Origin of the sequence: Nitrosomonas sp. (assembly GCF_019752095.1) — a bacterium.
GTDB lineage: Bacteria > Pseudomonadota > Gammaproteobacteria > Burkholderiales > Nitrosomonadaceae > Nitrosomonas.
In genome coordinates this window covers 21523-34071 of record NZ_JAIEMO010000035.1, presented here as the reverse complement: position 1 = coordinate 34071, position 12549 = coordinate 21523, and the positions used below count along the sequence as shown (strand labels likewise).

14 protein-coding genes are annotated in these 12549 nt (G+C 44.2%); 6 read left to right on the top strand and 8 right to left on the bottom strand.

Features of this window, described 5'->3' with window-relative positions; all coding sequences use genetic code 11:
* Nucleotides 1–6: 6 nt before the first annotated feature.
* Nucleotides 7–633: a dTMP kinase gene (gene tmk, locus K2Q13_RS10750; RefSeq protein WP_292921095.1), complete on the top strand. Its 627-nt coding sequence runs from the start codon at nt 7–9 to the stop codon at nt 631–633.
* Nucleotides 626–1666, top strand: coding sequence for a DNA polymerase III subunit delta' (gene holB / locus K2Q13_RS10745; protein ID WP_292921094.1), 1041 nt, complete (start codon nt 626–628; stop codon nt 1664–1666). The genes tmk and holB overlap by 8 nt, the downstream gene beginning before the upstream one ends.
* Here holB and K2Q13_RS10740 read toward each other — a convergent pair whose 3' ends face one another.
* Nucleotides 1667–2188, bottom strand: a complete 522-nt coding sequence (locus tag K2Q13_RS10740; protein WP_292921093.1) for a heme-binding protein — start codon at nt 2186–2188, stop codon at nt 1667–1669.
* Between the two features lie 49 nt (nt 2189–2237).
* Between K2Q13_RS10740 and K2Q13_RS10735 the strand changes: the two genes are divergently transcribed.
* Entirely contained in the window at nt 2238–2990 is a 753-nt protein-coding gene (locus K2Q13_RS10735; RefSeq protein ID WP_292921092.1) for a dienelactone hydrolase family protein, read from the top strand.
* A gap of 147 nt (nt 2991–3137) precedes the next feature.
* On the opposite strand, the gene K2Q13_RS10730 is transcribed toward K2Q13_RS10735, so the two are convergent.
* The 4 genes from K2Q13_RS10730 to K2Q13_RS10715 all read right to left on the bottom strand — a co-directional run bounded on the left by K2Q13_RS10730 (nt 3138) and on the right by K2Q13_RS10715 (nt 6226).
* On the bottom strand, nt 3138–3611 hold the full coding sequence (locus tag K2Q13_RS10730; protein WP_292921091.1) for a VOC family protein: 474 nt from the start codon (nt 3609–3611) through the stop codon (nt 3138–3140).
* Nucleotides 3612–3867: 256 nt separating this feature from the next.
* Nucleotides 3868–4611 (bottom strand): glutaredoxin, encoded by a 744-nt coding sequence (locus K2Q13_RS10725; RefSeq protein ID WP_292921090.1) that lies wholly within the window; start codon nt 4609–4611, stop codon nt 3868–3870.
* Between the two features lie 128 nt (nt 4612–4739).
* Nucleotides 4740–5924 carry an iron-containing alcohol dehydrogenase gene (locus K2Q13_RS10720; protein ID WP_292921089.1) on the bottom strand — a complete coding sequence of 395 codons (1185 nt, stop codon included), beginning with the start codon at nt 5922–5924 and terminating at the stop codon, nt 4740–4742.
* Complete coding sequence (locus K2Q13_RS10715) at nt 5924–6226, bottom strand: antibiotic biosynthesis monooxygenase (RefSeq protein WP_292921087.1); 303 nt, start codon at nt 6224–6226, stop codon at nt 5924–5926. The genes K2Q13_RS10720 and K2Q13_RS10715 overlap by 1 nt, the downstream gene beginning before the upstream one ends.
* A gap of 277 nt (nt 6227–6503) precedes the next feature.
* Here K2Q13_RS10715 and K2Q13_RS10710 point away from each other — a divergent pair, with 277 nt between their 5' ends.
* Nucleotides 6504–7589 (top strand): GGDEF domain-containing protein, encoded by a 1086-nt coding sequence (locus K2Q13_RS10710; RefSeq protein WP_292921086.1) that lies wholly within the window; start codon nt 6504–6506, stop codon nt 7587–7589.
* A gap of 59 nt (nt 7590–7648) precedes the next feature.
* On the opposite strand, the gene K2Q13_RS10705 is transcribed toward K2Q13_RS10710, so the two are convergent.
* Nucleotides 7649–8191, bottom strand: a complete 543-nt coding sequence (locus K2Q13_RS10705) for a Slp family lipoprotein (protein WP_292921085.1) — start codon at nt 8189–8191, stop codon at nt 7649–7651.
* A 309-nt stretch (nt 8192–8500) separates the two neighbouring features.
* On the opposite strand from K2Q13_RS10705, the gene K2Q13_RS10700 reads away from it, so the two are divergent.
* Nucleotides 8501–10129 carry a long-chain-fatty-acid--CoA ligase gene (locus tag K2Q13_RS10700; protein WP_292921084.1) on the top strand — a complete coding sequence of 543 codons (1629 nt, stop codon included), beginning with the start codon at nt 8501–8503 and terminating at the stop codon, nt 10127–10129.
* A gap of 12 nt (nt 10130–10141) precedes the next feature.
* Here K2Q13_RS10700 and K2Q13_RS10695 read toward each other — a convergent pair whose 3' ends face one another.
* A complete protein-coding gene (locus K2Q13_RS10695; protein ID WP_292921083.1) occupies nt 10142–10363 on the bottom strand; it encodes a hypothetical protein in 222 nt (73 codons plus the stop codon).
* Between the two features lie 725 nt (nt 10364–11088).
* Here K2Q13_RS10695 and K2Q13_RS10690 point away from each other — a divergent pair.
* A complete protein-coding gene (locus tag K2Q13_RS10690) occupies nt 11089–11523 on the top strand; it encodes a hypothetical protein (protein ID WP_292921082.1) in 435 nt (144 codons plus the stop codon).
* 238 nt (nt 11524–11761) lie between these two features.
* Here the strand turns inward: K2Q13_RS10690 and K2Q13_RS10685 are convergent, their stop codons facing one another.
* Nucleotides 11762–12547 (bottom strand): flagellar brake protein, encoded by a 786-nt coding sequence (locus K2Q13_RS10685; RefSeq protein ID WP_292921081.1) that lies wholly within the window; start codon nt 12545–12547, stop codon nt 11762–11764.
* Nucleotides 12548–12549 lie beyond the last annotated feature (2 nt).

Here is a 12549-nt window from a genome sequence, read left to right as displayed (position 1 = left end):
AATCGCATGAAGCAAGGCAAATTCATTACGCTGGAAGGCATAGACGGCGCGGGTAAATCGACCCAGCTGGCGTGGATTGTCGAGCTATTGCAACGCGTGGGAAGGCCAGTCGTAATGACGCGAGAGCCGGGCGGGACGGCTTTGGGTGAACAGCTACGCGCGTTGTTGCTGGACAAGACTATGACCATGCATGCGGAAACCGAAGCGTTGCTGATGTTCGCTGCGCGGCGTGAGCATTTGGATAAGGTGATTCTGCCCGCGCTTGCGCAAGATCAATGGGTGATATCGGATCGTTTTACCGATGCCAGCTTTGCTTATCAGAGCGGTGGCAGGGGATTGGATAGCGATAAACTGGCTATTTTGGAGCAGTGGGTGCAAGGCGGATTGCAACCCGACTTGACGCTTTTTTTCGACGTACCGGTGGAAGTGGGGCAAGAGCGCATTAGTCAAATCAAGAATAGGGATCGTTTTGAGCAAGAACAAGCTGACTTTTTTCAGCGCGTGCGCATAGCGTATCTGGATAGAGCAAAGCAGTTTCCTGACCGTATCAAAATCATCGACAGCAGCCAATCTTTAGCGGGAGTCAAGGCTGCGGTTGAACAGACGTTGCAGCCTCTGTTGAATTATGGGTGATATTTATAGCTGGCAACAGGACATTTGGCAGAAATTGACGCACAGTCGACAATTCTGGGGGAATGCGTTGTTACTCAAGGGTAAGCCAGGTATCGGCAAATATGATTTTGCGCGCCAACTGGCAAAATCATTGCTCTGTAACGTACCAATGTCTGATCACAAAGCTTGTGGGGAATGTTTGAGTTGTGGTTGGTTTGAGCAAAACAGTCATCCTAATTTTTATCCAGTAATGCCGGAAGCTCTCGCTCTGATTTCGAGGGAGGGCAGCGAGAAAGAGGCGGGTGAAGAAAAATCCGGTAGCGTGGCAAGCAAAAAAAGCGTCAGCCAGCAAATCAGCATTGAGCAAATCCGCAAACTATCCGATTTTGTCTATCTGACGGGTCATCAAAGCGGTTACAAGATTATTCTGATCTATCCGGCGGAAGCGATGAATAACGCCTCAGCCAATGCATTGCTGAAAAAACTTGAAGAGCCGCCAGAAAATGTCTTGTTTCTCTTGATTACGCATCAAGCGCAACATTTGCTGCCGACCATACGCAGTCGTTGTCAGCAGATTGCGATGCCAATTCCAGATATCAAAACCGCTGTCGCATGGTTGAAACAGCAGGCGGTCGATGATCCCGAAGGCCGACTCGCGGGCGCAAGTTATTCCCCCTTATCCGCATTGTTGCTGGATAAAGGCGAATACGCGGCGCAGTATGAACAATTCATCCAGCACATTGCCAGTCCCAAACAACTGGATCCATTGTCGTTGGCGGGAACGTTGCAGCAAATGAATCTGCCTGCTGTCGTCGATTGGCTGCAAAAATGGTGCTATGACCTAGTCAGTTATCGCACCACGGGAAAGATCCGCTACTATTTGAACCAATTGCAGGCCATTCAAGCGTTAAGCGAGCGGATCAATTTGCTAGAGTGCGTGACTTTCACGCGGGAACTCAACACCAAACAACAACTGTCACGTCATCCGCTCAATCCGCGCCTGTTTCTGGAAGAAATGTTCATCGCATATGCTGCCCTGATGCGGGAAGAATAATTACTGCTTCTCAAACGTATCGTCCGCTTTCAAAACTTTCAGTGCCGCGCTGGCGCAGACTTCATCATATTCAATTCCTGGCGCGCCGCCGACACCGATGCCGCCCACTACCTCACCGCCGATTTTGATCGGAAAACCGCCGCCCAATAACAGAATGTTTTCGTTCATCCGCGACAAGCTTTGCAATTCCGGTTTTTGCGTCACCAGGACGGCAAATTTATGCGTCGAATCGCGCAAGCTATTGGCAGTATAGGCCTTGCGGCGACTGCTATCGAGCGTATGCGGCCCAGCACCATCGGCCTTCAATTGCACCTTGAGCAAACCAGATTGATCCACAATGGCCACGCTGACCTTGAATCCATCGTAGTGACATTTTTTGATTGCCGCCATCGCCGCCTGGGTTGATAATTCCAATGGTAAAACTTTTTGTGAGGGAAAATCCTGCGCTAATATATGGGTAGACGCTGCGCACAGAACGAGCGCGGAAATACCGGTTAATAATGATTTGAATGTATGAGTCATGATCGAGTCCTCTAGGTCAATTTTCACGGATATACATTAACACGACATAGTGAGATTATCACTGCTTTCAAGTAAAGGTGACAATATGATTACAAAAATGATCGATTATCAAGATGGAAATACAAGTCTGGAAGGGTATCTGGCCTACCACGAAACCGATAAGCCGCAACCCGTTGTATTAGTTGCGCATGACTGGAGCGGGCGGCGCGAAATGGCGTGTAAAGGAGCGGAAAGAATCGCTGACATGGGCTATGTGGGTTTTGCGTTGGATATGTACGGCAAAGGTATATTCGGTGCCGATGGCGACGTAGAAAAGAACGGCGCGTTGATGGCACCGTTTGCCCAGGATCGCGCCCTGCTGCGGCGCAGAATTACTGCTGCACTGCAAGCCGTGCAGCAACTGCCGCAAGTCGATACTTCAAGAATTGCCGCGATGGGTTATTGTTTTGGTGGCATGTGCGTGCTGGAACTGGCGCGCTCAGGTGCAGATGTGCAAGGCGTGATCAGCGTCCACGGCATTTTCGCGCCCGGTAATGTCGCCAATGCAAACATTACTGCAAAGGTGCTCTGTCTGCACGGCCACGATGATCCGATGGTGCCGCCGGAGCAAGTGCTCGCGTTTGAAACCGAAATGACCCAAGCCCAAGCGGATTGGCAGGTGCATGTGTATGGCGGCACGATGCACGCCTTCACCAACCCGAAAGCCAATAATCCCGGCTTTGGCACGGTCTATAAGGAAGTGGCGGCAAATCGCGCATATCGTTCGATCACAAATTTTTTGGGAGAGATTTTTTCTTCTTGATAGGTTATCAATTTTTTTGAACTGTCGCGGATGCCAACGTAGATATTAGTTTTTTAGCCTGCGTCCCAAGGCCGTGAGGTGAAAATCAACCAGACGGTAGTTGGTTACACGCTGAAAGTGTAGCTATTAATTAATTCATAAAAGCTTTCAGTCAATTTCATTTTCTGGTGCCATACCTTTTGCACGCAGCTCGGCCAACGCTTGCTCGGTTTTTCTGAGATGACTCAGTCCCATACCGCGCAGAATATGGTCTGCCTTTGTGTATTGAATATTAATATAGGTAGTAATTTCTACTCGATTTCCCCATGGGTCAAGAAAATCAAGAAAAGAACCACTTAAAAGCTTAACACCCATTTCTTCCAGTGATCGTCGCGCCAATTCTTTATCATCAACAGCAATTCCAAAGTGCCTTTTTTCATCAGGCTTTCTATCGCTGTACCGGGTGAAATTAATAAATTGATCGCCGAAATAAATAAAGGCTTGTGTATCACTTTTATCGTGAATTTCAAAATTCAAGAAACCATTATAAAATTCCAACGCTTCATCAATGTTTCCAACCTCTAGTGCCACATGGTTTATCCCTACGGCACATGCCTTGAGTGTTTCTGTTTTCTTTGTCATATGTTATCTCCGTAATCTCTTGTAATATGATACTGTATTGACTCTTTCGCGAGTAATCTACATCGCGAGTAATCTACATCGCGAGTAATCTACAATTGTTCGTAACAATCGCCAAATTCAACAATTATGTTACGAAGATTGAAAAGCGTCTGCGACGGCATTACAAGCCAAATCTTGTTTGCAGTCTACGATCAGATGCTTACACTGACTAATACTAGCTTTTAATAGAATTACCCGCAGGGTCAAAGGTGTGCGTTCATTTGATCCACATCCAAATCCCCATTGCCATCATCATCAAATTTTCGGTCAAGGATACGAAGCCTAATGGCACCTTGCTACTGCCGCCGACGCAGGCGCATTTCAATTCGCGCTTGTCGATGTACACAGCCTTAAGCACCGAAATTGCGCCCACGGTGCCGATAAAGAGCGCGATAGGCGAAGATAGCCAAACGAGCGCACCCGAGATCATCAGGATACCCGCCAGCGCTTCTCCAAACGGATAGAGGTAGCCGTAGAGCACCCACTTTCTGGCCAGCAGATCATAATTTAGGAACATGGTCGAAAAGCTTTCTATATCTTGCAGCTTTTGTACTGCAAGTAAGCACATAGCCACAGAAATAAACCATTCAAAGGCGCGAACGGTAAATACAGTCCCGTAAGTTTCCCAACTCACGGCCAGCGCCATCAGAAAGGAGACAGCGAATATGGCGATGACCGGTTTATAGCTAGTGTCATCGCCACCTTTGATTTTTGCGCCGAAATATACACGTAGAGCTTCGTATCCGCCAATACGTTTACCATCAATCCAGGTTTGAGGCGTCGTTTCGACATGGTGTTTTTCCTGGAAGGCATCTGTTTCTTCGCGTGTCTCAAGGTGGTGGTCTTCAACGTTAAAGCCCTCGCGCTCCAACAAATCCTTTGATTTGAGACCATAAGGGCAGATGTGATCTTTCATTACAATGCGATATAGTTCTGCGTTTTTTTGATGGTTTGAGGTCATGTCTATTCTCCGTCGTTCTTTTGTGTATCAAAGCTGAGCTGAAATCTATTGGGGTTTGAGTCGGCGAGATTGGGATAGCTTAAATCTCTTCGGGTTATATTCCCCGCCACTTGCGGCGAGGTGCTTTATTACAATCGTTCCAGCAATATCTCCCTGATTTCTTCATCTTTCAACACAATCGGATTGGTCTTCATGCTGCTGCCGCGGCAATTAGCGATGACTTTATCTAATGCAGTTTCTTGTAAACCGTAATGCGATAGCCGCGCCAAGGCAAGTTCGTTGGTCCATTGCGCCAGCAAATCGATTAATGCGTTATACGCAGCTTGAGGATCGATGAAGCGTTTCTGGCAGAGAATTTCGGCGACATGCAGGTACTTTGCCAGGGCCTTGTTGCTGGGTTCGCGTGCCAGCATACTTTGAATATTGATTCGCGTGGCGGATGCGACTAGGGTGCCGCAGACGACGCCGTGCGGGATTGGATAAAAAGCGCCTAGGGGGGAAGCTAGGCCATGGACTGCACCGAGGCCTACTTGCGCCAGCGTGATGCCAGAGAGCAACGCGGCATAGGCCATTTTCTCGCGATGTTCTTGCAGTTCTCCCTTCTGACGATAGAGTGGAATCAATCCATCCCGGGCGGCTTGCAGGCCATTGATCGCCAAAGCATCGGTGAAAGCATTGGATTTGATCGATACATACGATTCCAGCAGTTGCGTTAACGCATCCATGCCATTTGCGGCGATTACTTCGGGCCGGCAACTGGCGAGTAAATCAGGATCGATAATGGCATATTCAGCGACCAGTTTGTCATGCCGGAATGATTTTTTAAAACCGTTTTCGCCTTGCACGCTCAGCACAGCATTTTTGGTGGCTTCACTGCCGGTTCCGGCAGTGGTGGGTATGGCAATGAATGGGATGGCTGGGCCTTGGTACGGTAATTCCGGGCCGGCGCCTTCCAGGTAATCCATGACCGAGCGTTGAATTTTTATTAGTCCGGCAACGGCTTTTGCGGCATCCAAAGCACTGCCGCCGCCGATGCCAACAACGACGTCAAGTGATTGATTAGCATATGTTTTGATCAGATCATCGATCAGCGTGGGGGATGGTTCTTTAGCAACCACGCAGTGCTGCCAGCTGATTGCGTGTTGTTGGAGTTGATTGATCAGAGTTTCCCAGTGGTTGGTGTTAGTGAACGAGCTTGCCCCTGTTACAAGTAAGATGCGCGAACCATAACTCGCAATAATATCCGGCAATTTTTTGATAACACCCGCGCCAAATTCGATACGCGGCAGCCGAGCGATGGAGAAATTAAACATTAGCTGTTTACGACCGGATACAAGCCTTGATAGGGAACGCCCTGACGTGGCTCTGCCATCCAATCCGCGACGGTATCCCGCCATGACAGGTAATGTGTAGTCTCCTTATGGGCGAGCGCATCCTGTTGAGTTTTATAGGCTTCGTAAAATACAAACTTTGTTGGATCATCCGCAGACTGCAGAATATCAAAACGTACATTACCTGGTTCAAGAATGGAATTTTCGTGATTGAGTCGACAAGCTTTCTTGAATGCCTCTACTTTTTCCGGTTTGACTGAAGTATAAACGATGGTTACATGCATGGTTTTTTTCCTTTCATCAATTTCTTTCTGCTTAACTGATTGTAAAGTTTTTTGCTAATGAGCCCAGATATGCAGGTCTGATGGTATTCTACTACTAATCCTTCTGGAGTTTTGCGGGTGTCTTCAAACTGCAGAAATTTCAATTGCAAATTTCTGAATGAGCCTGATAGTTTTTGTTTAAGAGCGATTTTAAGCTCTTTTTATTAATTTTGAGGTTTTACCCATCTAAGTAATATGGATATAATTATGATATTGCCTTGTCATCCAAATCTTACGCATGCTTAATAAAAAAGACGCTGCACCGCCTTCTCTGCTGAATAAATTAGTATCTTTGACTACCATTCGAGATGTTGAGTTGTTCGAATTCAGCTTATTGAAAACATTGGCTGAACTTTTAAGTATTCATCAGATTTCAATGTATAAGCTTGATCAGTTCAATACCACGTGCTGGTTGTCGACTTATTCAGCTAATTTGATTCAAGATGATGATAAAAGACAATTCTCAGAGTCACAGGAAATTTATACGTCCGAAATCATGATCCCTGAGGAAATCAAATCTGCTCAATTGTGGATAGAGACAACGAAGAAACCATATATTCATTACCAAGAAGACCGGTATCTGGTTGTTTACCCCATACTGTCCCTCAATAAAGTTGAGGGGATGTTGACTTTTGAACTCTCTCATTCATTGACTGAAGGAGAAATGCTGATCATTTCCAGCTTGCTGAGTATTACGCATAATTTTTGTAGTTTGTTGGATGAAAGTCAAAAAGACAAGCTAACCGGTTTATTGAACCGTCAAACATTTGAAGCGAATATCAAGAAAATAAATGCACTTACATTAAGCTCAGATATTAATCAGGATCATGATGGTAGTGAATTAAACCGGAGAAGGCTAAAGGTGGAAACAGGAAAATTCTGCCTTGCCATCATTGATATTGATGATTTTAAGTCGATTAATGACCAGTTTGGTCATATCATGGGAGATGAGGTTTTGCTGCTGTTATCCTATGTGATGAAGCAAAATTTTCGCGCAAGAGATTTATTGTTTCGCTTTGGTGGAGAGGAATTTGTAGTGATTTTCCGTGTTTCCGATAAGGAAGAGGCCTATAAAGTATTGGAACGTTTTCGTAATAAGATTCAAGAATATCGCTTTCCGCAAATCGATAGTGTGACAATCAGTATGGGCGCGACCTTGATTAACGAATTGAACTATTTGGCTTCCGAAATCATCGGACGTGCAGATCAAGCGCTTTATCATGCAAAACAAAACGGAAAGAACCAACTGCATTTTTATGAGAGCCTTTTGGAAAATGGGTTTATCCTTGAGAAAAAAGAGACCAGTGCGCTAAATTTTTTTTAGCAAAGCGAATATTTATACTGCACAGGAAATTTCTCAGTTATGGCAAATAATATTGCGGCTTACCAGCGGTAATAAGGCCCATAAAATCCTCCTCCGAAGAAAGGATTGTAGCCCGGATAGGCTGGATAGCCAAAATAGGGATAACCATAACCACGGTTAATATAGTAAGAGGGATTGATTGGCCAAAGGTGAATTGCCGTTGCAGATAGCAGCGGTACTTGAATAATTCTTTTCCCGACAGTCTGTTCAATATCACCAGCAATTACCCCGACAACGGTAATTTCCTTATCTTTGGCATAGACTTCCGGATCGAGGAACTCAGTGGTTTTGACCACAAAGCGACCTTCGCCTGCTTTGTGCGGCTGCGGGCGGCCACCGAAATCGAGAGGGTAATATAGAACTTGCATCAGACTTGCATTCTTTTCATTTTCCACGTTAATAATCACACCTCCCCAGCGTACAGGTTCATCCTTGTAGTTATTGATGTCATGGCTGAGTTGATTATAGGAAACGTTTATTGCTGGCGCATTTCCGATTGCAGGCGGTAATCCAGCGCAGCCACTCAAAAGAAAATACGGTAATAGTAGTAGAAATGATTTCATAACTCTCCTCATGTGACGTATCTAGATCTGGTTCGGTTATGCTTAAAATTCAATGTTATATAACGACTCAACAAATAGAATCTTTTGTCATAAATCGTAGATTTCTTGCAAGCTATAGTTTGAGTTGCAAAGTTTCAATAAGAATATCTTTTACAATTTATTACTGAATCAAAATCTGAAATTAAGAGACTAATCTAATTGCTGCTGATGTCAGTCAGTTGTATGATTCTTAGGCAATCATTTGGACAGAAAATTTCTGCTTGAGCACTTATTTGTTCGGACTGTTTATTCAGATAAAGGAAAAAAATATTGTATCCATTACTACTGAAACAGCTTTGGCATACGCCTTTAGCGAATGCGCCTGAGCAAGAAATTGTTTATCGTGATTATTTGCGTTTGAGTTACCGTCAAGTGTACGCACGAATTCAGCAATTTGGTGCGGCGTTGGCGGCTGATAATATTCTGCAGGGGGATGTGATTGCAGTCATGGATCACGATAGCCATCGGTATCTTGAATGTTATTTTGCAATTCCGATGTATGGCGCAATCCTAATGACGATGAATACGCGCCTGACACCGACGCAGATTGCTTATACTTTGAATCATTCCGGTGCATCAGTATTGCTGCTGCATGTGGATTTCGTTCCGATTATCGAAGGTATACGCGCGGAACTGTCAGGAATACACAAGATTATTCTGATGATGGATGAGGCGGTGGTTTTGCCGGCTACCGTGCATGTTGACGGTGAATATGAAACTTGGCTGGCAGATCAGTCAAGTAATTTTGATTTTGAAGATTTTGATGAAAATACGCGGGCGACGACGTTCTATACCACCGGCACTACCGGTGTGCCCAAGGGAGTTTATTTCACGCACCGGCAATTGGTATTACATACTCTTGCGGCCGGCATGGCGTTAGCCGCGCCGGCGGTACATCAACGATTTCATGCGGATGATGTTTATATGCCATTGACGCCGATGTTTCATGTGCATGCCTGGGGTATTCCTTATATTGCAACCTTGCTTGGTGTGAAACAGGTGTATCCGGGGCGCTATGTTCCCGAAATGCTGCTGAAATTAATCCGTGAGGAGCGAGTTACCTGTTCGCATTGCGTGCCCACATTATTGAAAATGGTGTTGACGGCAGCACAAGCATCAGCAACCGATTTGCGTGGATGGAAGGTTGTGGTGGGTGGATCAGCACTGCCTCAGGCGTTGGCCAGACAAGCGCTGGAAATGGGGGTTGATTGCTTCTCTGGTTACGGTTTGTCCGAAACAGCACCGATCCTTACGCTGGCGCAGATGAGCGGCAACTGCAGCAGTGCAGAGGATACCGTGACGGAAGAATCGTTGACAGTGTTATGCAGTGCTGGACGGGCCATACCGCTAGTGGATTTGCAAATTGTTGATGATGCGATGCAGCCGCTAGCACACGATGGGCAAAGCAGTGGTGAAGTGGTTGCGCGGGCACCTTGGTTGACGCAGGGATATCACGATAATCCTGAAGCGAGTGCAGCGCTCTGGCGAGGTGATTATCTGCACACGCAGGATATAGGCGTAATCGATTCGGATGGATATTTGCGCATTACCGATCGTATGAAAGACGTTATTAAAATTGCAGGTGAGTGGGTGTCTTCATTGGAGGTGGAAAATGCGCTTGTGTCGGTTGCAGGCGTAAAGGAGGTTGCCGTAATCGGCACGCCGGATAAACGTTGGGGAGAGCGTCCATTGGCTTTACTGGTTGTAGATACAGCCTTGTTCAGTGAATCAGTTGCGCAAGATTATGTGCGCTTATGTGCCGCGCGCGGATTGATTTCGAAGCATGCGTTGCTGACGCAATTCAAACGGATTGACTTTATTGCTAAAACCAGCGTTGGAAAGATTGATAAAAAAGCTTTGCGTGCTGAACATGTAAAACACAATTCTGAGACTAATTAGCGGGTGACTATCCTATCCTGCGGGTTGGTGATGGTAATGATTAAAAAATCGTCTCAAGAGATAGCTGCGTGCTATCGAAACAGCTGTAAAGATCAATCCAATTTGAATATTTTGGCTTAGGCTGACTTCTATTTCATAGAGCGGAAACACGATCATTTGCGCGGATAAAGCTACAAAATAGCCGATGGTAACATTGGCGAATGATTCTATAAGTGATTGAGTTCTGGTTTGCATATATTTCATCAAGACTGGATGTTTACAGTTATTTCTTTGCTAGCAATAGCATTGCACAAGTAAATGAAACAAGGAGGCCAAGCAGTATGGGTGCCAATACTACTTCATTGTCGGTTACTACATAATATCCATATAGAAGCAATGAAAGTATCAGTGTGATTATCAATATTAGTTTTGTCATTTTCAGATCCTTTTGAGTAGTTATAGATCGATATATCGATGTATTCGTATAAGTTTTGTTAGATTTTCTTTATTTTAGAAATTGTTTTACCTAGTTGTGCGTGCCAGGATTTATCGATTCCGAGCGCATCTCAGATTGACTCATTTGAGATTTCGTGGCAATTAACGTTTTTCAGTAATCGGGTAATTGAATGTGACAAGGATTAAAGATGTGTAAAGATAAGATGTTCAATTGGAATTTGTAGCAGATTCAGCAAGCAGCTTCAGACCGATGCCCTTGAAAAGGTATCGGTCGGAATTCAGGGGCATTACGCTACATGAGCAGTTTTGTCATTTACGAAATTTCTCATTGATAAACTGTGCAACAAATAACCCTGCGACTAATGCAATTGCAGAATATAAAACAATTTCTAGCATATTAGACATTTTTCGAATTTCTCCAAGTTAATTAACTTAGTCTCAATCATACTATATTCGATATTATGCACTGAATATTTCAATGAATTGATAACCGTTATTATTTAAAGCTTTTAGGAGATATAAAAATGAGAATAATCAGAAAATTAGTTATTTTAATGTTGCTGTGTTTTGTTTTCTCGTCGCAGGTTCAGGCAGTGGAAGAAATTACTAACAAAGTTTATTTTAGCAGGGCAGGCACGAAGATTATAAGCGGTGTAGCTAATGTAGCTACCGGATGGATGGAATTACCAAAAAATATTATTTTGTGGGGACAGAGAGACAAGAATGTTGCCATTGGGACTGCAGAAGGATTGTTATGGGGTATTTTCATACTGCCAGTCGCACTGGAAATGGTGTATTGGATCTTGCCACTTTTTGGCTCCCAACCTATCCAGCGCCTGATCCGTTATTCATTTGGGATGATTTCTCGAAAGACTCTGACTATATTGGGTGGCGCATGGCTAAGTGATAGATTGTTTCGATTTCACGCTATTTGTCTCATTGGCTGTTTTGTTGTTTAAGCTTGTCTTGTTTCAATTCGAGGAATATTGCTAGAGGAAAAAAGGATATGGCGTGCTCCATTAGACCAACATACAATAATTGTGGGGTTTTCCTGTGAAAAATGGTGATACAAGTGCAACGGATGCTTTGTAACCGTGGCTCGCGATACTTGAACAGAAGAGCATATTATTGAACAGGCCTTTGGAAGAGGCAGGTCGAACTGAATTGTAGCTGTTCCTTCTCGCAAGGAATCTTAATTTATTTCATTTTTCTAATTTGTTCTTGTTTAATAATATAGCGCTGTATCATAGCCTCCATACTTGCTGCTAGATTAATAAACTGACATCCGGCGCGCATACAATTTTGACCGTTACGTAAAGTGATTTCGTAGGTGTTTTTTACCTGGATAGTGACATTAATAGTCCCAATCTCTGGGAGCATGATTTGGCAATTGCTATAAATTATGCCTGGGTCAAAATTGATAATTGGGTGCTGATCGATGACAGCAGTACCGCCACAACTTATATCAAGGATCGCTACTTCCGCTTTGGCAGCTGTTGAACTTTTTCCGGGTATTGGAATAACACATTTAAGTGGCTTTACAATAGGAGTAGTAATGCGGAAATGGTTTCTTCTTTGTATACGTAGAAGCATTTCTGGGATATTGACTAAAAATGCATCTTTATTATTAAATTGTATTTTCTTGATTTGATCACAGACAAATTCTATTTTTACTCTATTTTGTGTGGTAACAAATACTAATTCTTTAGAATTGAGTGCTTTCTGGCAATGTTTGTCATTAATGCCATAATCTATCACCATTTCTTTCTTGTCAGAGTTTATGGATAGAATCGATGTTAGTATAAAATCGCTTTCATAGTCAGGATAAAGTGTAATCAGTGAATCTGCTTGCATGATTCCGCGAAGTATAAAAAGAATATCAATTTCCGAGTTAATGCGGAATTTTTCACTTTTTTCTTCAGGAGTTAGCATAGTAGGCTCTAATACTTCGTATGTTTCAGTATCTTCATTGGGTGTGAGCATTG